Genomic DNA, 18,358 nt, shown 5'->3' with positions numbered 1-18,358 from the left:
CGACGCCGGGACGGCGATCAGGTGGCGTAGTCGGCGAAGCCGTGCTTCAGCCGCGAGCGCAGCAGCGTGCGCACCCGGTTGACCCGCGAGCGCACCGTGCCGATCGGGATCGCCTGGATCTCGGCGACGTCGCGGTAGGACTCCTCCTGGAGGCAGGCCAGGTCGAAGGTGCCGCGCAGGTCGGGGGACAGGCCCGACAGCGTCAGGTCGACGATGCCGGCCAGCTGGCGGTAGGCCACCTGCTGGCTGACGTCCGCCGACAGGTCGCGCGGCCGGTGGACCGACTCGCTGTCCATCATGTGCGGCGACTCGTCCAGGCTCTCCATCTGGCTGCTGCGCTTGGCGCAGCGCGCCACGTGGTTGCGCGCGACGTTCGCTGCGATGCCGAAGAACCAGGTCTCCACCGAGGAGCGCGCCTGGAAGCGGTCGGCGCAGCGCGTCGCCTCGAGCATCGCGTCCTGGATGATGTCGTCGAGCTCGCCGGGCGAGCGCTCGTACCGGCGCAGGAAGCGCTTGAGCTTGCTGGAATCGCTGCGCGATTCGCGGGCGATCTTGACGATGTGCGTCAGGACCAGCTGCTGACGCTGCCGGACGACCTCGGGATCGACCGGCTCCTGGATCTCGGGCGCGGGGGCGGCCCCTTGCTGCCCGCCATCGGGACCGGCAGCCGGGTCGCCGGGCGAGGCCGGGCCCGCGACGTCGCTCGATTCGCAGGCGGCTTCGTTGGCGGCCTCGTCGAACGCGTCGGACACGGGGCCGAGCGCCGCGGCCTCCGGGCTGACTTGCGGGGTCAGGTGTTGCGGGTGGGCGCCGCCCGTGCGGCCCGTTGCTTCGCTGTGTTGGTTCATGGACAGACTCGAAGAAGGCCCGGGTCCCCGATCAGGTCGATATCGGGCGCGCGCCCGTCGGGGATCTTCCGGAGCCGGGGGCTCCCTGGGAAAGAAGCGGAAAGGCCGCGCCGCGCAGCGCGAACGAGGGAAAACTCATGGACGGAGGCGGTCATGGCCGGCCTCCGAAGGTGCTGAGCGCCGCCAGCGCCTGGTCGCCGAGCGCCAGCAGCTGCAGCGCCATCCAGCGGCCGGTCATCGCCAGCACCAGGCCGACGGCGAGCAACTTCACCGCGAAGGGAATGCTCTGGTCCTGCATCGACAGCACCGTCTGCACCAGCGAGACGATCACGCCGGCGATCACCGCCACGATCAACGGCGGCAGGGACAGCCAGATCACCAGCAGCAGGCCCTTCTGGAAGAACGCGATGGTTTCGATCACGGCGGTCCCTTCAGGCGTAGGAACGGACCAGGCCGTCGAAGAGCCGCGTCCAGCCGTCGAGCAGGACGAACAGCAGGATCTTCAGCGGCAGCGACACCACCATCGGCGACACCATCTGCATCCCGAGCGCCAGCAGCAGGTTGGACAGCAGCAGGTCGATGACGACGAAGGGCACGTAGAGCACGAAGCCCGCCTTGAGCGCGAGTTCCAGCTCGCTGACCACGAAGCACGGGATCAGGACGACGTAGTCGCTGTCCTTCGGAGCGGCCATCCGGGACTCGCCCCACTGGTGTCTGGCCAGGTCGACGAAGCGCTGGCGCTTCTCGGGCAGGGTGTTGGCGAGCATGAAGCCGCGCATGGGCTCGAAGGCGTGGGCCAGGTCGGCCAGTCCGAGCCGGGCGGACTTGGGCCGGGCGGGCGCCTCGGCGCCGGGCGAGCTCGAGGCGATGCCGGGCAGGTCGATCGGCAGGCGGGACACGACCTCGTTGAGCACGGGCGCCATCACGAACAGCGTCGCGGCAAGGGCCATCCCGTTGAGCGCCATCGTCGGAGGGACTTGCTGAACGCCGAGCGCGTTGCGGACGATCATCAGCACCACCGAGATCTTCAGATAGCTCGTCGTGCAGACCAGCAGCAGCGGCAGCAGCGTCAGGCCCGCGAGGAGGATCGCCAGCGAGATCGGGTCGAGCCCGCTGGTGTTCACCGCGCGCTCCCCCATTCGAGGATCTCGACCGCCAGCCGGCCCTCGACGTCCACGAGCTGGCCGCTGCCCAGCTCCGTCCCGTGCGCGACGATGCGCACCCGGGCTGGCGTCGACGCCCCGAGGGGGATCACATGACCAGCCGCGAGGGCGCTCAGCTCGCCGACGGTCATGGCGACTCGGCCGACGATGAAGTCGAGGTCTACGGTCAAGGCATCCACGTTGCGAGGCTCCGTTGGGGGTGAAAGGGCATGGAGGGAATTGGACGGCGACCCCCCTCCGGAGCCCCATCCCTGGAACTGGCGCGAGACGTGCTCGACCTGACCTAAATGAACAGGTCCATTCCCTGAAATCAGGCAGAGGGGGCTGTGATCGCTTCGCCCGTTGGAGGGAAGCCAGAGGGCGTCCCCCGGTCGGAGGCCGGCCAGAAGGGCGGCCGGCAGCGTCAGTCGATCGAGGCACAGGCCGACCGGCAGCGGGATCGACGCAATGACGGGCGGCGTGGGGGGCGGACCGGCCGGCCGCCAGCCCGGCGTCAGGGCACACCTCAGCAGGGCTTGCGGGGAGGCGCGAAGCGAGATCGCCTGTCGTCCCCCGTCGCGGTCGACGAGCGACAGGATCGCGAGTCGGGACGGCGAGGCATCGTCTTGACCGATGTCAGAACCCGCGGCCATCAGCGCGGGTGTTCCGCCCAGCGCGTCGGCCAACTCGCCGGGCCAATGCGCGCAAGCGAGCCGCATCAGCCCGTCGAGGGTGGTCGCGTCCATCGTGCTCGGCAGGTGGATGCCGGTCGCGCAGGCGATGAGCGCGTCGTCCTCCAGCAGCCAGAGCCCGTTCGCGGTCGTGAGGACCAGTGCGGTCGGCGCCGTGCCTGTCGTCGCGTGATCGTGTGTCGCGAGCCTCAGCTCGAACGACGCCCATGGCGAGGTCGGGCGATCGATCGGCCAGCACAGGCCGGTCAGCAATCTCTGACGCAACCGAACCTCGTCGGCATCGCGCTTCGGAAACTGAAGGGGCCGCGGCGACGCGCGAGGTTGCGCGGTGTCGGGTGGCGAGGCTGGCGGGATCGGAAGGAGCAGCGGCGTGTCGAGCATCGTCGGGGCGTCGGCGGGAGCGGCCGAGCAGGTGGAAAAAGCAGAGCCGATGAGTGCGATGTCGCCGGAAAGCCGTTCTCGCCGCGAAGTCGCCTGGCGGAACCGGCCCCGGTTGTCGCCGCACTAGCCGCCCCATGAATCCCGCCTGGATCGCCCAACGCCTGTCGCTCGGAGCCGTCGCCCATCGGATCGATGGAGATGGCGACGCGAGCGCCGTGCTGCGTCGCGAGTCGCTGGAGACGGTGCGCAGCGCCGCGGACCTGGTGGGCGCCGTGCGCCGCGCCTGCGCGCGGCGCCTGCGCGCCAGCAGGTCGCGGGAACAGGCCTGGCGGCGGCACACCCGCGATGCCGCCTCGCGGCGGATGGCGCAGGTCGAGGCGGAGATCCGCCGCGAGGCGTTGGCCGACACCGCGCGCATCGCCGGCGCCTTGAACGCCGAGCGCGAGCAGCTGCTCGCCGACGCCGAGGCCTTGATGAATCGCATCACGCAGGAAGCGGCGCGCCGGCTGCTGCTGGACCTGCCACCGGAACTCGTGGCCCGCTCCAGCGCCCGGCTGCTGTTGAACGAATGGCAATCGCTGCACGCCGAAGGGGAAGCTCGTCTGCGCGCGCATCCGGACGATCTCCCCGCGCTGGACGCGCTCGCCGCGAGTGCCGGCTGGACCCTGACCTCCGATCCCACGCTGACGCGTGGCCATTGCGTGCTCGCGCATCCGGCGGGGAGCCTGCACGCGAGCTACGACGACAACGTGCGCGCGCTGATCGCGGCGCTCGACGCCGTCCCGTCCGCCCCGCCGGCGACTTCCTCCCCCCTTCAACAGGAGACCCCTCCATGACCTCGATCACGCCCACCCAACGCCTGCTGCATTCGGCCCTGTCCAACTCCCAGCGCATGTCCGACGAGATGGAGCGGCTGACGCCCGAGGACATCGGGCGTGCCGTCGGTATCCAGCAACGGCAGCAGGTGAACATGACGACGATGAAGACCTCGATCCAGCTGCACCGGCACATCGAGCGCAAGATCCTCAACGAGCAGCGCTGACATGCGACACGCCGCCACGCACCCGGGTGCCCTGTTGCGCGTCGCGTTCCTCGCGGCGGCCCTGGCCGGCCCGCTCGGTCCGGCCACCCGGGAGGCCGCCGCCGTCGCGCCGGCCGCGTGGCGGGAGATGCTGTACAGCTACCGCGCCGACGGCGATCGGCCGTTGTCCGAGGCGCTGACGCACTTCACCTCGACGCTCGGACTCGAGCTGAAGCTGTCGACGCCCGCGCTCGGCCGGCGTGTCGTTCATCTGGGCGGCAAGGGCGTGTCGCCCGCGGTCTTCCTGGATCGCCTGGCCGACGAAGAGGGCCTGGACTGGTTCGTGTACCAAGGCGTGCTGCATGTGTCGGCGCGCTCGGCGGCGACGAGCGAGCGGATCTCCCTGGGTCCGCAAAGCCCGTCCGATGCCAAGGAGGCGCTGGTCGGTCTCGGCCTTTTCGAGAGCCGCTTCGGCTGGGGGGAGTTCGACACCGATCCGCCGACCGCGCTGGTCTCCGGCCCGCCCGCCTACGTGGCGCTGGTCAAGGCCTTGCTGGCGGTGCCCGACGACGTCAGCGCCCGCCGGGAGCGGCCACGGCTGATGGTCTTCCGCCTGCGGCACGCCTCCGCGGCCGACCGCGAGATGCGAACGCGCGACCGCAGCGTCACCTTGCCCGGGCTGGTCTCGACCCTCAACCAGGTCCTGCCGGGCGCGCGCAGCTTGAACCCGCGCGCCAGGCCGGCAGGCGGTCAGGCGATCGGCGCCGACTCGTGGAGTTCGGGCGACGGGGACCCGTGGGCGGGCTTGACCAAGGTCCTCGGGAACGACGCCGGGGATCTCGCGGCGGGATTGAGCGGCCTGCCCGCGGCGAACCTGCCGCTGGCGCCGGCGCAACGCCGCGGAGCGCCGACGGCGACGGCGACGCCGACGGGCGCCGCGACGTCCTCGGGAGGCGGTCCTTCGGCGCTCACGGCGCCTGAAGCAGGTTCCGGGCGCATGCGGCACGGCGCGGAACGGGACGCGAACCACGACGTCGTGCCGTCGATCACCGCCTACACGCCGCTGAACGCAATCCTGGTCTGGGACTTGCCGTCGCGCCGGGAGGAGTACCGCGCCTTGATCGACGAACTCGACGTGCCGAGCCGCCTGGTCGAGATCAACGTGACGATCCTGGACGTCAAGGCGAATGCCTTGCGCGACTGGTCCGTGGACCTCAACGTCGGAAGCGGCGCGGCGCATGTCCAGCTCGGCGCGGGCGGCGGTTCGGACGTGCCGGGCATCGGCGCCGGAGACACCGGGGTGAACGGGTCGACGATGTCGCTCTGGGCGTCGGACCGTCTCGCCGTGCGGCTTCGGGCACTGGAGGCGCATGGGCAGGCGCAGGTGCTGTCCCGCCCCTCGGTGCTCACGATGAACAACGTCGGCGCGTTGCTGGACATGAACCAGTCGACGTACGTGAAGCTCATCGGCGAGCGCGCCACCGACCTGCGCACCATCACCGCGGGCATGCTGCTGAAGGTGACGCCGAGCATCGTCGGCGATGGCGGCGGCGATGCGACCGCGCAGGGCATCCGCGTCACGCTCGACATCGAGGACGGGCAGCTGTCCCAGGCCTCCTCCGCCAGCGCGTCGCCCGGTGTCGAGAACAGCGCCGTCAGCACCGAGGCGCTCGTGCGTCCCGGGGAGTCCCTGGTGGTCGGCGGCTATCGGCGCCAGAACCGCCAGGTGAGCAACCGGCGCGTGCCCGGCCTGTCCTCGGTTCCGATCCTCGGCGCGCTGTTCCGCAGCGACGGCGCGATCCACGACGAGCGCGAACGCCTCTTCATCCTCACCGCCCGCGCGCTGCCCTGAGCGCTGGCGCTTCCTTCCCCTCACCGACCGCCACCATGTCTTCGATCGATCTGCGCAGGACCGATGCGCTTCAACCGGGTTCGGACGAATCGCGCTGGATATCGCCCAACGACGCGCGTTCGCGCGAACGGCCGTTGTCGAAGGAGCCCCCGCGCGAGCAGGTGGCGCCGGAGCGATGGCAGCTCGCCGCGCGCCGCGACGCCTTGGCCGCCGCGGAGGCTGCGGCCAACAGCGCGGGCCTGGGCGCGAGCGCCGAGGAGATCACCTTCGGCGCCAGCGAACGCGCCGAACTGGAGGCGCACGACGAGACCCGCGACAGCCAGGAGCGTCGGGTGGAACGCGTCGAGGGCGTGATGCGCGTCGCCGCGATCCAGGAGATGCTGCGGCAGTTGTCCGGCGAGCAGCGCTTCGCTTCGATCCGGCAGCGCGCGGACCGGTTCGCCTTGCAGTGGGCGGCGGGAAACACCTCCCAGGCCCTCGAGGACCTGAACGTCGACGCGTTCAACGCGGTCGAGCGCCAGGCGCTGTTCCAACTGGCGCATCTCCGCACGGAAGGGGGACCGGGCGCGGAGCAGCTGCGCGCCTTGATGTCCCGTGCCGGCGAGGAGGAGACGACCTTCCACGTCGCGGACAAGGACACCCTCGATGGCCTGATGCAAGCGACCGGAAGCCACGACAAGGGCCGCCGCGGATCGGAGGCGTTCTCCCGGGAGTCGCCGGTGCTCCAGGCGCTGCAGTCCCCGCCGACGCCCAAGCTGGTGCTCGACGCCGCCGCGGGGCTCGGGCCCGACGGCCTGGACCGGCTCGCCCGGCTCGCGGTGCCGCGAGGACGCGTCGACGCGCGCACCTCGCGCGGCGCCGAGGTGTTCCTGTCGCTGTCCCTGCTGCGGATCGTCCAGCAACTGCGTCAGGTCGAACGCTCCGGCGTGGCGCTGATGAAGGCCGGTGACAGCCCCGGCGTCGGCAAGCCGGAGGAGGTCCAGAAGACCACGCGATGGCTGCTCGAGACGACCTTCGCCTCGCCGAACCAGGTCTCGCTGCACCGCATGGCCACCGTGCTGAAGATCAACGGCGATGCGCTGGCCAGGGCGCGTCGCCAGATGCAGCACGGCGTGCACGAACTCCCGGCGGCGGTGTGGCTCGGAGGGGACACCAAGAAGGCGGTCATCGACGAGCTGAGGAACGCCAACACCGCCGACCTCGAGCGCCGTGGGCTGCTGACCCGTTGGGGCCTGGTGTCGCCCCGCGGCTGACCCACGCCGGGCTGACGCGGCAAAACGCGCGAGCCCTGCAAATTCAGGTGACGAACCTGCGCCGGGGACCGGCGACTGATCCGCCACCATGTCCCACCCACCCTCCCGAATCGCGGCACTCGATCTCGCGCAGCAGCTCGCGCCGAAAGGCGAGCGCGCCGAGATCGTCGTCACCGCCCTCGTCGTCGCCGTGGTCTTCGCGATGCTGCTGCCGGTGCCGACCTGGCTGCTGGACCTGCTGATCGCGATCAACCTGTGCGTGTCGGCCTTCCTCATCGTGCTGGTGATGCAGGTGCGGCAGACCACCGGCCTGTCGGCCTTCCCCTCGCTGTTCCTGGTCACCACGCTGTTCCGCGTGGCGCTGAGCGTGGCCAGCACCCGGCAGATCCTGCTCAACGGCGAGGCCGGGCACATCATCGAGGCCTTCGGCCAGATCGTCGTCGGGGGCAACCTGGTCGTCGGCCTGGTGATCTTCCTGGTGCTGACGGTGGTCCAGTTCATCGTCATCACCAAGGGCTCGGAGCGCGTCGCCGAGGTCGGCGCGCGCTTCTCGCTGGACGCGATGCCGGGCCGCCAGATGGCCATCGACATGGAGCGCAAGGCCGGCGGCATCACGCAGGACGAGGCCAAGGCGCAGCGCGACGCCCTCACCGAGGAAAGCCAGTTCTTCGGCGCGATGGACGGGACGATGAAGTTCGCCAAGGGCGATTCGATCGTGGGCATCGTGATCGTGCTGGTCAACCTGCTGGGCGGCCTGTCGATCGGCGTGATGCAGCGCGGCATGCCGGCGTCCGAGGCGCTGCAGGTCTACGCGATCCTGACGATCGGCGACGGCCTGGTGGCGCAGATCCCGGCGTTGCTGATGTCGATGACGGCCGGCCTGCTGGTGACGCGCGTGTCCAAGCCCACCGGCGGCCGCGCGATCGGCAACGAGCTCACCGCGCAGCTGCTGCATCAACCGAAGGCCTGGGTGACCGCCAGCGGCGCGATGCTGGCTTTCGGGCTGCTGCCCGGCATGCCGCTGGCGGCCTTCGCGGGCCTGGCCGCCGGCTCGGCCGCGGTGGGGCTGAGCGCGATGTACCGCAAGCTCAAGATCGAGCGGGACGAGACGAACCGGCGCGACCTGTCCGTCGAGGCGATGCGCGACTTCGACATCGTCCGCCCCTTCGCGCTGCGGATCAGCAGTCGCGTCGATGCGGAGAACGCGCTGCGGGCCCTCAACGCCTGCCGGCATGTCCGCAACGACCTGGTGCGCCGTCTGGCCCTGGTGACGCCGCCGATCGAGGTCGACAACAACGTCGACCTCGACGACGCGGACCTCGAGTTCTGCCATGGCGAGGTTCGCGTGTTCTCGATGTGGCTGCGGGAGGACCTTCGGACCTGCACCTGGCTGCGGGGCGACCCGCTGGACCTGGGCCTTCCGGCGGAGCAGGTCGAGCCGCGCGCCGGACTGGCTTGCGCGCCCCGCGTCTGGCTGCCCGAGGCCGACGCGGCGGCGCTCGATCCCGCGCCGGCCGACCTGCAGGACTGCTGGGCCCGCCTGAGCGCGCTGTGCGAGGAAACGCTGCTGCGCATCGGGCCGATGTACTTCGGCATGGAGGAGGCGCAGAAGATCGCCGCGTGGTGCGGCCGGAAGACGCCGGAAGTGGCCAAGGAGCTGGAGCGCGCCGTGCCGCTCAGCCGCATGGCCGAGGTCCTGCGGCGACTGCTGACCGAGAACGTCAGCATCCGGAACCTGCCGATGATCCTGAACGCGCTGATCGATTGGGGGCCTCGCGAGCGCGATCCCTCGATGCTGACCGAATGCGTCCGCGGCGCGCTGCAGCGCGAGATCTGCGACGCGCACGCGGTGCGCAAGGAACTGCGTGCCCTGATGCTGGACAGCGAGCTGGAGACGCATGTCCGCGCGGCGGTGCGCCAGACGGCCTATGGCGACTTCCTGGCGCTGGACGCGGACCTGACCGACGCGATCCTGGACGAGACCGCGGCCGCCTACGTGGCCGCCCTCGGGGGCGGACCGCTGGTGCTGGTCTGCGCCCAGGACGTCCGGCCCCACCTGCGCAAGCTGCTGGCGGACCGCCTCCCGGCGCTCGCGGTGATCGGCATGTCGGAGCTGCCGCCGGACTTCCGCGTCAACGTGCGCTCGGTGGTCAGCGTGCCGCTGGACGGCAGCGCGATGAGCGAAGGGTACTGACGTGACCGACACGCTCCTGCCCGTGGACACCGGCACCCTGGAACTGCGCGTCCTCTCGGGCCTGCAGGCGGGCGCGGCGCTGCCGCTGGAGGACGCGCTGACGGTCGGCGCCGGCGACGAGGCCGACCTGCTGTTGCTCGACGAGGGTATTGCCCCGGTGCAGCTGCGCGTGCTCAGGATGCCCGACGGCACCTTGCGCCTGGAGGCGCTGGACGACGGCGTCGGTCTCGCGTCGGGCGAGGTCCTCGCGCCCGGCGAGCCGGTGCCGCTGGCCGTCGGCGAGGCCTTCCGGGCCGGCACGGTCTGGTTGGCGAACCGGCCGTCCGAGGACGCCTGGGATCCGTGGACGCCTCCCGCGACGGCGACGATGCCCGCCGCCGATGCCGTCCTTGTCGAAGCGCCGGCGCTGTCGTCATCGGCCGATGACGAACCGGGGGCCGGCATGCGCGATGACGGCGCACCCGCGCAGCCCCCGCGCGCCGAAGCGCCCGCGATCGTCGGTGACGTTCGCGCCGGTGGCGCGCGCCGGCTGCGATCCCGGACGACGAAACGTCCGATGCGGGCCCTGGGCAGCGTGATCGTCGCCTCGGGCCTGCTGTCCACGATGCTCGGCGTCGCCGCGCTGGTCCGGCAGGCATCGGAGGACGAGCCCGGCGCCGCGTCGGCGGGTGCCGACGTCGCCAGGTCCGAACCGGTGTCCTCGGCCGCCTCGGCGACGTCGGCCGCGTCCACTGCTTCCGCCGCTTCCGCCTCGCCGGATCAGGCCGCGGACACCGCGGTCGCGGCCCGGACCGCGTCGCGGACCGCCTCCGCCACGCCCGCCTCGGACGGCACCGCGCCGATCGCGATGGCAGACCGAAGGAGCGAAGGCGGCCGCCTGCTCGTGCGCATTCCCGGAGAAGGCACCGTGACGCTCCCGTTCGACGTCCGCTCGGTGCTGCTCGGCGCTCAGAGCCACGTGATCCTGACGGACGGCCGGCGGCTCGATCCTGGCGACGAGATCGGCGACTGGCGCCTGGTCGATGTCCAGCCGGGCGTGCTCGTCTTCGACGGACCGCGCAAGGTGCGGATCGGATGGTGACCGCCGACATCGCCCGACGCCTGGGCGCTCGCGTCGAGGGCGCGATGGCGGGCGTGCCGCTGACGCGGCAGCTCGGCCAGGTGCATCGCGTGCTGGGCATGCTGATCGAGGGCACCGTGCCGGGCGCCAGCGTCGGCGAACTGTGCGAGGTCTATCGTCCCGGCGATGCCAGCCGGGTGTGGCGTTGCGAGGTCGTCGGCTTCACCGGTCCCAATGTGTTGTTGTCGTCGCTGACGGCGCTGGAGGGCATTTCCGGCGAGTGCGTGATCCGGCCGCTGCGCACCGTGCACCACGTGACCGTCGGCCGGCCGTTGCTGGGCCGCATCCTCGACGGCTTCGGCGATCCGCTGGACGGCGGCGCGCCGCTGCGTCCGGGCGAGGACGGCCTGGTGCGGCGCCGGGTGATCGCCGACGCGCCGCCGCCGGTCGAGCGCTGGCGCATCAAGGACCGTTTTCCGACCGGCGTGCGCAGCCTGGACATGCTGTTGACGATCGGGCAAGGGCAGCGGGTCGGCCTGTTCGCCGGGCCAGGTTGCGGCAAGACGACGCTGATGGCGGCCGTGGGACGTGGCAGTCCGGCCGATGCGATCGTCGTCGCGCTGATCGGCGAACGGGGGCGCGAGGTGCGCGAGTTCACCGAGCACGAGTTCGATCCCGAGTTGCTGTCGCGCACCGTGATCGTGTGCGCGACGTCGGACCGGACCTCGATCGAACGGGTGCGCGCGGCCTTCACCGCGACCGCGATCGCCGAGGGCCTGCGCGACCAGGGCCTCAACGTGCTGCTGATGGTGGACTCGCTGACGCGTCTCGCGCGGGCCCAGCGCGAGATCGGCCTGGCCGCCGGCGAGGCGCCGGCGCGGGCCGGTTTTCCGCCCTCGGTCTACGCCTTGCTGCCCCGCCTGATCGAGCGCGCCGGCAATGCCGCCGGCGGCTCCATCACGGCGCTGTACACGGTGCTGCTGGAAGGGGAACTGCGCTCCGATCCGATCAGCGAGGAGGCGGTGTCGCTGCTGGACGGGCACGTCGTGCTGTCGCGCAAGCTCGCCGAGCAGGGGCAGTACCCCGCCGTCGACGTGCTGGCGAGCCTGAGCCGGGTGATGTCCAACATCGTGCCTCGCGAGCAGGGCCGCGCCGCCAATCGGATCCGCCAGGTGCTGTCGGGCTATCGGGAGATGGAACTGATGGTGCGCCTGGGCGAGTACCGGCCGGGCCTGGACGCCGCGACCGACCGCATCGTCGCGGACTATCCGAAGGTCATCGACTTCCTGCGCCAGGACACGCGCCATCCCGCGCCGTGGGAGGAGAGCCTCTCCCAGCTGAACGCGCTGACCGCGGGCGCCGCCTGATCGCGCGATGAAGGCGGGCGCCGACCGTTCGGCCGATCGGCCCGGCCCGCGCCGCGGTCCGCATGAGGAGGCGGTGCCGTCGCCACCCGATGCCCGCTTGCCCGACGTGCGCCGCATCGGCAGCCTGGCGCAGCGCCGGGCCGCGCTGGCGGAGGCGGAGTTGCTGCGGGCGCAGCGCGCCAGCGAGGCGGCCCGCCAGGCGCTGGCCGATGCCCGCCAGGCGCTGGCCGACTGCATCGTCGACGTGGCCGAGCGGCGCGCGGCGCTGCGCGCGGCCTGCCAGGCCGATCCCGGCGATTCGCCCATGCTGCGGCGCTGGCGGCAGGCCGACCAGGCGCAGATCGACCGGATCGACGTCGCGCGCCGCCTGGTGGCGGACCGGGAACGCGAACGGGATGCCGCCGAGCTGGCGTTGGGCGAGGCCCTCGACCGCCAGCGCGCGCTGGCGCGGCGGCGCGAGAAGTACACGCTGATCGAGGCGGAACTGCGCGAGGACGGCTGAGCGCGCCCGCGCCCGCCGCCCCCGCCGCGCCCGCCCGGCGGCAGTCGGCAGGCGTCAGGCCAGGTCCAGCATCTGCTGCCCGATCTCGTCGTCCACCGAGGCGAGGTCCAGCCGGCTCTCGTCCTCGCCGGGACGCAGGGTCGGCCGCAGCAGCTCCGGCGCCTGCTGCTCGTAGACCTCGATGACCCGCAGCAGCAACGCGATGGCGCGGAAGGACGGGTCGGGCACCGGCTTGCCGACCTCGCCCGTCTCCAGCAGGCGCCGCGCCAGCCCGACATACCGCACGACCGGCACGCCGTCCTCGCGGGCCTTGCGGCGCAGGGCGAGCGCCTCCTCGTCGGTGCGCTTGTCCAGGATCAGCGGCACCTCGGTTTCCTCCGGGTCGTAGTACAGCGACACCGCGACGTGCTCCGGGTTCACGACCACCGCGCTCGGCCGCTGGCGCGCGGGCGGGCTGTCGGACATCGCGATCTCCTTGGCGAACTGCTTGCGCGTGCCCTTGAGCATGGGATCGCCCTCGTTCTGCTTGTAGTCGCGGCGCACCTCGCTGATGTCCATGCGCAGCTGGCGGAAGACCAGGTAGCGCTGCAGCAGGATGTCGGTGACGATCAGCAGCACCAGCACGACGATGCAGTGGCGTTCCACGCCCTGGAGCATCGCCAGCGACAGCGTCCAGCCCTGCGCCGGATCGACCCGGAAGGCCTGCGCGACGTTGGGCAGTTCCGCGTGGAGCTTCATCCACGCCACGCTCAGCAGCAGCAGGCTGCGCACCGGGCCGAGCACCGCCATCATGAGCTTCTGCCCGGAGACCAGGTTCTTCAGGTTCGCGCCCGGATTGAGCTTGTCGACCCCCTTGCCCAGCGCCTTGCCGGCGATGTTGAAGCGCGTCTGCGCCAGCGTGCCGATGACGGCGACGAGGGCGGGGAGCACCGCCAGCACCAGCAGCGCGACCAGGACCGGCAGGAACGACTCCCAGCTCATCGCCAGGCCGATCCCGCCCGGCTGCGCCGTCTGGCGCAGCGCCGCCTCGAGCAGCGCGTCGACCATGCCGCGCCACAGCGGCTCGGTGGCGAAGGCGAGTTCCGCCATCAGCAGCAGCCTCAGGATCTTCAGGGAGTCCTGGCTGACGCCGACCTGGCCGTCCTCGCGGGCCTGGCGCTTGCGGGACTCGGTCGGCGGGAGATTCTTCTCGGACATGGACGGCGCCTCGTTGCGGCGGCTTCAGCGCGGCGGTGGCAACGCCAGGCCGACGGCGTCGAGCAGCCCCTCGCGCCACCAGCGCAGCGCGTCCTCGACGGTCTTGTCGAACAGCGGCACCGCGATCAACGCGACGATCGCCAGCGCGGAGACTGTCTTCACCGCCATCGCCGACGCGTAGACATCCAGGCCCTGGACCGCCGTGCTGGCGATGGCCAGCACCAGCTCGATCATCAGCAGGAGCAGCAGGGCCGGGCCCGCCAGCAGCAGCGCCTGCGTCAGCGACCCGGCCAGGGCCGCGAGGATGGCCTGCCAGTGCGGCACGTCCAGCGGCGGAAAGAGCGCCAGCATCGGCCACTGCGCGTGGCTGGCCGCCAGCGCCGTGTAGCAGGCCTGCAGCAGGCCCAGGTCGATCAGCAGCGCGATGAAGGCGCGCTCCGCCAGCTCGCCCAGCAGCGTGGCGTCGGCCTGCAGCGCCGGGTTGACCTGCTGGGCCGCGTTGGCGCCGCGCTGGTTGTCGATCAGCGTGCCCATGCCGCGCACCGCCCAGAACGGGATCGCCGTGAGCATGCCCAGCAGCGCGCCCAGGAATCCCTCCTTGAGCGCCAGCAGCATCACGGCCTCCGGCGCGGGCGGCGCGGCGCTGAACTGCGGCCAGACCGCCAGCGCCGCGGGCAGCGACAGGGCCAGGCAGACGGCGCCGCGCACCGCCGCGGTGGTCTGCTGACGCACGAGGAAGGGCAGGAACGCCACCATGCCCGCCGCGCGGGCCATGGACAGCGCCATGACCTGGATGGCCGTGAACAGGAAGGCGGGATGGTCCGGCGTCATCGGCGGCCTGCGCGATCGGGCGGGGTCGGCGGCGTCAGGCCGGAAGGCCCGGCGCCGCGTCCGCCGCGCGGACGGCGCGCAGGCGCTCCAGGCCCGCATGGCGGCGTTCCAGGCGGTCCATGTAGGCGAGCCAGACCGGATCGTCGAGCCGGCAGCCCCAGACCTCGAGGTCGAATCGCAGGCCGCCGTAGTCCACCACGTCCGGCATGCGGGCCCAGCGTTCCAGGCGGCAGGCGCGAGCCAGCGACAGGCTGCGATGGTTGACGCCGAGGATCCAGCAGGTGACCGCGTCGAAGCCGTAGCGCCGGCATTCCTTGAAGATCCGCCGGATCATGCGCATCGCGATGCCGGTGCCATGCCAGGACTCGGCGACGTAGATCCAGAGGTCGCCGGTGCTGCGGCAGGCGTCGGGCGCCCAGACGATCGAGCGCATGTGCGCCCAGGCGACCGGCGTGGTCGATGGCGCGGCCGCCGCGGTGTCCTCCGGACGGCCTTCGCCATCGCCCCTGTCGGCCGTGCTGGCCATGTCGGCCGGCGCCGCCATGACCCACAGCGGCCAGCCCTTGTGCCGCCCTCGCGCGAGGATGGCCCGGATCTCCTGCGCCGTCGCGTGCGTCAGCATCGGCGAATGACCGCCGCCGGCGATGGACTCGTTGTAGATGCGCAGCAGGTGCTCCGCGTCGTCGGGCACCGCGAGTCGCCAGCGCAGCGTCGACGTCTCGCGGGTCGGCGGCGCGGCGGTCGCCGGGGGCGCCAGGGTGGCCGCGGGCGGATCGATCAGTTCGGCGGAGGTGTTCATGGGCGTTCCGAGGCAACGGTGGGTGGGGTGACGCCGTGGCGCCAGATGCGCCAGGCTTGCCGGCGCAGGCCGGCGGCGCTGTCGGGAATCGGCGGCAGCGGCTCCGACGCGCGCAGGAGCGTCGGGTCGCAGCGCAGGCGCAGGCGCGACCAGGCGCCCGGCCAGGCGTCGTCCGCCAGCCGGCCCATCAGCGGCAGCGCCCAGCGGCGCAGCTCGGCATCGCCGCCGCCCGTAGGCGGGCCCAGGCCGTCCGGTCGCAGCGGGCGGGCCTTCGCCTGCCGCAGGGCCTCGCGCCACGGCAGCGTGTCGCCCGTGCCCGCGGCGAACAGGTGGGCCAGGTCGCGCCGCGAGTCGGCCAGGCAATGGCTGACATGGGCGACGCGTCCCAGGGCGAGCGCGGCGCGATCGAGCGCCGGCGGGTCCCAGGGCCATGGCATCGGCAACGCGGCCAGGCGGTGCAAGGGCAGGGGCGTCTCGGCGTCGATGCCGAACTGGCCGCAGAACCAGCGGTAGGCGGGGCGCAGGGCCGGCGTCGGCGACCGGAACCGATCGAGCCAGCGTCGCGTGTCCGCCAGGCCGGCGTCGGCGCCGCGGATGCTCGGCGACGCCTCGTCGAACCATGCCGGGTGCATGTCGCGCCAGGGCTCGTACCAGAGCGCGATCCAGTCCGAGGGCCCGCCCGCGCGCTCCGCCCCATCGGCACTCATGGCGCTCATGGCGGTCATGGCGAACGCAGGCCGGCGTCGTCCAGGCCGAGCGGATCGTCGGACGCCGCCGCCGCGGCCGATGTCGACGCGCGCCGCCGTTGCCAGACCAGCCAGCCCGCGGGACCGGCGATCCCGAGGATCACCGCCACGGTGCCGATGATCCAGCCCGCCGGCATCGCGCCGAACGCGGACGGGGCCGCGGCGACGGCCGCCGCGGCGACCGCGTCGGCGGGCACGAACACGACGGCGACCTTGTCCGGCGCCTCCGCCAGGCCGGGGATGCTCGCCACCACCAGCTTGCGGATGCGCGGCTCGAAGGCGGCGGTGTCCCAGTCCCGGGCATGCTTGATCAGGATCGAGCACGAGGAGGGCAGCACCGGCTCGCCCGGGACGATGCGCTCGGGCAGCACCGGATGGACGCGGGCCAGCACCACGCCGTCGATCTGCGACAGCGTGCTCTCGAGCTCCTGCGACAGCGCGGCGAGGAAGCGGGCGCGTTCCTCGGTCGGCGTGGAGATCATGCCGTCCTTCTTGAACACGTCGCCCATCCGGCTGAACGAGTTGCGCGGCAGTCCGGCGGCCTGCAGGATCGCGACGGCCGAGGCGAAGCGGTCCTGCGGCACTCGCACCGCGAAAAGCTGCTTCCCGCCCGGGACCTTGGCCGCGTCGACGCCATGGCGGTCGAGTTCGGCGGTCACCTCGTTGGCATCGCGCTCGCTGAGCCCGTTGTACAGATCGATGGAGCCGGAGCACCCGGCGATCGCCGCCGCCAGCGCGAGCGCGGCCGCCAGGCTCCGCGCGGCGGAACGGTTCCAGGTGCGCCGGCTCGTGTCCATCATGCGGCCGTCGCGATTTCTTTGATGGTGGTGCCCGCCTTGGCCAGCACCTTCGCGGCCAGCGTGGCGCGGTAGTCCACCTCGGCCGCCTGGATCGCGATCCTGGGGGCGAACCGGATGTCGCCGGTGGCCTGCATCTTGTTCTGCAGGGCGGTCAACTCCGCCTTCCTCTTCTTCACGTCGTTCCAGACGCCCTGGACGAGACCCGGGGGGGTGTCGTGCTTCAGCGATAGGGGCCGCAGGTTCTGGATCTTCCCGACCTCCAGCCTGGCCTGGTCGAACCGGGTGCCGGCGGCGGAACGCGACGCGGGCGCGGCGGCGTCGATCTCACGCGGGGCGTCGATGCGAGCGGACATGGCGGTCTCCCGTCAGGCCGGACGCATCGCGTGATCGAGGTCGATCATCACGATGCGCTTGGCGGTGGCCAGCAGGTCCTGCATGAACGGCGTTTCCGCCGGCAGGCCGGCGAAGGCCGCCTCGATGGTCTGGGCCAGCTCGTTGCCTTCGGCCAGGCCGGTCTTGACGGCGTCCTTGTAGAGCGACATGCCGCGCGCCAGCGCGGCGGTCTCCTCGTCGTCGGCGGACGGGCCGCCGGCGATCTCCAGCACGCGGGCGTCGGCCTCGGGCTCGCCATAGCCCTCGTCGCGGGCCTGGTCCAGCATCTGCTGGATGCCCACCTCGGTCGCGGTGCGCTCCTGGGCCGCGCGGATCACCTGGACGATGCGGCCGGTGGCCTGGTCCAGGACGCGTTCCTCGCGCTCGTCGGGGGCTTCGGTCTGCTCGATGAACTCGGACCAGGCGCCCACGGCGGTCGGCGGCGAGAAGATCTCGGGATGGGCATCCATGAAGGCCGCGATGCAGGCGCGCTTCTCACGGATGTACTCGGGGATGGAAACGGTATCGGGTGCAAGTTCGGACATGACGCAAGGGGGATGGGGGCGCGGCGCGATGGCCGCGGAAGAGGCCGTCGCCGGGTGGGCGACGGCCCCGAGGGGGTTGGGGGTCAGTAGAAGCCGGCGCCGAACCTCGGCATGCCGAAGCCGCCCATGCCGAAGCCACCCATGCCGAAGCCGCCACGCATGACGTTGAAGAGACCGCCGGCGGCGGCGCCGAACATGCCGGCCGCCATGCCCATCATCGGCATGGACATGGCCATGAGGTTCTGCGACATGAAGTTCTGACCGGCGGACTGCACGCCTTCCTGCAGGCCGCGATAGCGGCCCTCGTAATGCGCGGCACGAACGTCACCACTGGAAGCGCCCATGGTGTTTCCTTTCTATGTGAGGTGGGGGGAGAGAGGCCCGAGGCTGGACGCCTCAGGCCTTGCGGGGCGTCAGATGCGAAGCGAGCTGCACTGCTCGGCGAGCGTGTTGTGCTTCTTGATCATGGCGTCCGTCTGCATCTTCTCGACCAGGTCCTGGTTGTTCTGCATGCGCTGCAGCTTTCCCTGGAACTGCGTCTGTTGATCGCTGGCATCGACAGCCTGGTCCATCATTCCGTTGGCCATGGCGCCGAAGATGTTGGTGCTCATCTGAAACTCCTTTCGAAAGCGCTCGATCGCGCTGGAGCCCTCAGTCGCGCGGCTGGAAAGGCGGGTTCTCGGGGTGGGGAGGACCCGGGGCGGCAAGTCTTGACGTTCCGGGGATAATCCGCGCGCTTTTTTGTGTCCCGGACTC

General features: G+C 71.8%; 21 protein-coding genes. 8 read left to right on the top strand and 13 right to left on the bottom strand.

Features of this window, described 5'->3' with window-relative positions; genetic code table 11:
* Window positions 1-17 precede the first annotated feature (17 nt).
* The 4 genes from N5D62_RS12500 to N5D62_RS12485 form a co-directional block, all read right to left on the bottom strand.
* The gene (locus tag N5D62_RS12500; RefSeq protein ID WP_279758141.1) at window positions 18-848 is read right to left on the bottom strand and encodes a sigma-70 family RNA polymerase sigma factor; all 831 of its coding nucleotides are present in this window, start codon (window positions 846-848) and stop codon (window positions 18-20) included.
* Window positions 849-999: 151 nt separating this feature from the next.
* The gene (gene sctS, locus N5D62_RS12495) at window positions 1,000-1,269 is read right to left on the bottom strand and encodes a type III secretion system export apparatus subunit SctS (protein WP_279758140.1); all 270 of its coding nucleotides are present in this window, start codon (window positions 1,267-1,269) and stop codon (window positions 1,000-1,002) included.
* Between the two features lie 10 nt (window positions 1,270-1,279).
* Complete coding sequence (sctR, locus tag N5D62_RS12490) at window positions 1,280-1,972, bottom strand: type III secretion system export apparatus subunit SctR (RefSeq protein ID WP_279758139.1); 693 nt, start codon at window positions 1,970-1,972, stop codon at window positions 1,280-1,282.
* Window positions 1,969-3,063 (bottom strand): FliM/FliN family flagellar motor switch protein, encoded by a 1,095-nt coding sequence (locus N5D62_RS12485; protein WP_279758138.1) that lies wholly within the window; start codon window positions 3,061-3,063, stop codon window positions 1,969-1,971. The genes sctR and N5D62_RS12485 overlap by 4 nt, the downstream gene beginning before the upstream one ends.
* A 134-nt stretch (window positions 3,064-3,197) precedes the next feature.
* Between N5D62_RS12485 and N5D62_RS12480 the strand changes: the two genes are divergently transcribed.
* The 8 genes from N5D62_RS12480 to N5D62_RS12445 all read left to right on the top strand — a co-directional run bounded on the left by N5D62_RS12480 (window position 3,198) and on the right by N5D62_RS12445 (window position 12,312).
* Complete coding sequence (locus N5D62_RS12480; RefSeq protein WP_279758137.1) at window positions 3,198-3,899, top strand: FliH/SctL family protein; 702 nt, start codon at window positions 3,198-3,200, stop codon at window positions 3,897-3,899.
* The gene (locus tag N5D62_RS12475; RefSeq protein ID WP_279758136.1) at window positions 3,896-4,105 is read left to right on the top strand and encodes a hypothetical protein; all 210 of its coding nucleotides are present in this window, start codon (window positions 3,896-3,898) and stop codon (window positions 4,103-4,105) included. The genes N5D62_RS12480 and N5D62_RS12475 overlap by 4 nt, the downstream gene beginning before the upstream one ends.
* A 1-nt stretch (window position 4,106) precedes the next feature.
* Window positions 4,107-5,936: a type III secretion system outer membrane ring subunit SctC gene (gene sctC, locus N5D62_RS12470; RefSeq protein WP_279758135.1), complete on the top strand. Its 1,830-nt coding sequence runs from the start codon at window positions 4,107-4,109 to the stop codon at window positions 5,934-5,936.
* A gap of 35 nt (window positions 5,937-5,971) precedes the next feature.
* Complete coding sequence (locus N5D62_RS12465) at window positions 5,972-7,189, top strand: hypothetical protein (protein WP_279758134.1); 1,218 nt, start codon at window positions 5,972-5,974, stop codon at window positions 7,187-7,189.
* Between the two features lie 88 nt (window positions 7,190-7,277).
* Window positions 7,278-9,383 (top strand): flagellar biosynthesis protein FlhA, encoded by a 2,106-nt coding sequence (locus N5D62_RS12460; RefSeq protein WP_279758133.1) that lies wholly within the window; start codon window positions 7,278-7,280, stop codon window positions 9,381-9,383.
* 1 nt (window position 9,384) lies between these two features.
* Window positions 9,385-10,464 (top strand): FHA domain-containing protein, encoded by a 1,080-nt coding sequence (locus N5D62_RS12455; protein ID WP_279758132.1) that lies wholly within the window; start codon window positions 9,385-9,387, stop codon window positions 10,462-10,464.
* Window positions 10,458-11,810: a FliI/YscN family ATPase gene (locus N5D62_RS12450; RefSeq protein ID WP_279758131.1), complete on the top strand. Its 1,353-nt coding sequence runs from the start codon at window positions 10,458-10,460 to the stop codon at window positions 11,808-11,810. Before N5D62_RS12455 ends, N5D62_RS12450 begins: the two co-directional genes overlap by 7 nt.
* Window positions 11,811-11,883: 73 nt before the next feature.
* Window positions 11,884-12,312 (top strand): hypothetical protein, encoded by a 429-nt coding sequence (locus N5D62_RS12445; protein ID WP_279758130.1) that lies wholly within the window; start codon window positions 11,884-11,886, stop codon window positions 12,310-12,312.
* 54 nt (window positions 12,313-12,366) lie between these two features.
* On the opposite strand, the gene N5D62_RS12440 is transcribed toward N5D62_RS12445, so the two are convergent.
* The 9 genes from N5D62_RS12440 to N5D62_RS12400 form a co-directional block, all read right to left on the bottom strand.
* Complete coding sequence (locus N5D62_RS12440) at window positions 12,367-13,509, bottom strand: EscU/YscU/HrcU family type III secretion system export apparatus switch protein (RefSeq protein ID WP_279758129.1); 1,143 nt, start codon at window positions 13,507-13,509, stop codon at window positions 12,367-12,369.
* A gap of 24 nt (window positions 13,510-13,533) precedes the next feature.
* Entirely contained in the window at window positions 13,534-14,340 is an 807-nt protein-coding gene (locus tag N5D62_RS12435; RefSeq protein WP_279758128.1) for a flagellar biosynthetic protein FliR, read from the bottom strand.
* Window positions 14,341-14,374: 34 nt separating this feature from the next.
* Complete coding sequence (locus tag N5D62_RS12430; RefSeq protein WP_279758127.1) at window positions 14,375-15,139, bottom strand: hypothetical protein; 765 nt, start codon at window positions 15,137-15,139, stop codon at window positions 14,375-14,377.
* Window positions 15,136-15,855: a hypothetical protein gene (locus tag N5D62_RS12425; RefSeq protein WP_279758126.1), complete on the bottom strand. Its 720-nt coding sequence runs from the start codon at window positions 15,853-15,855 to the stop codon at window positions 15,136-15,138. The genes N5D62_RS12430 and N5D62_RS12425 overlap by 4 nt, the downstream gene beginning before the upstream one ends.
* 5 nt (window positions 15,856-15,860) lie before the next feature.
* A complete protein-coding gene (gene sctJ / locus N5D62_RS12420; RefSeq protein ID WP_279758125.1) occupies window positions 15,861-16,685 on the bottom strand; it encodes a type III secretion inner membrane ring lipoprotein SctJ in 825 nt (274 codons plus the stop codon).
* The gene (locus tag N5D62_RS12415) at window positions 16,682-17,038 is read right to left on the bottom strand and encodes a hypothetical protein (RefSeq protein ID WP_279758124.1); all 357 of its coding nucleotides are present in this window, start codon (window positions 17,036-17,038) and stop codon (window positions 16,682-16,684) included. Before N5D62_RS12415 ends, sctJ begins: the two co-directional genes overlap by 4 nt.
* A 12-nt stretch (window positions 17,039-17,050) precedes the next feature.
* Window positions 17,051-17,602 (bottom strand): hypothetical protein, encoded by a 552-nt coding sequence (locus N5D62_RS12410; RefSeq protein ID WP_279758123.1) that lies wholly within the window; start codon window positions 17,600-17,602, stop codon window positions 17,051-17,053.
* An 83-nt stretch (window positions 17,603-17,685) separates the two neighbouring features.
* On the bottom strand, window positions 17,686-17,946 hold the full coding sequence (locus tag N5D62_RS12405) for a hypothetical protein (protein WP_279758122.1): 261 nt from the start codon (window positions 17,944-17,946) through the stop codon (window positions 17,686-17,688).
* 69 nt (window positions 17,947-18,015) lie between these two features.
* The gene (locus tag N5D62_RS12400; RefSeq protein WP_279758121.1) at window positions 18,016-18,213 is read right to left on the bottom strand and encodes a hypothetical protein; all 198 of its coding nucleotides are present in this window, start codon (window positions 18,211-18,213) and stop codon (window positions 18,016-18,018) included.
* Between the last annotated feature and the right edge of the window lie 145 nt (window positions 18,214-18,358).

Source organism: Mitsuaria sp. GD03876 (genome assembly GCF_029840635.1).
Classification (GTDB): Bacteria; Pseudomonadota; Gammaproteobacteria; order Burkholderiales; family Burkholderiaceae_C; genus Roseateles.
This window is presented reverse-complemented; position numbering and strand designations above follow the sequence as displayed.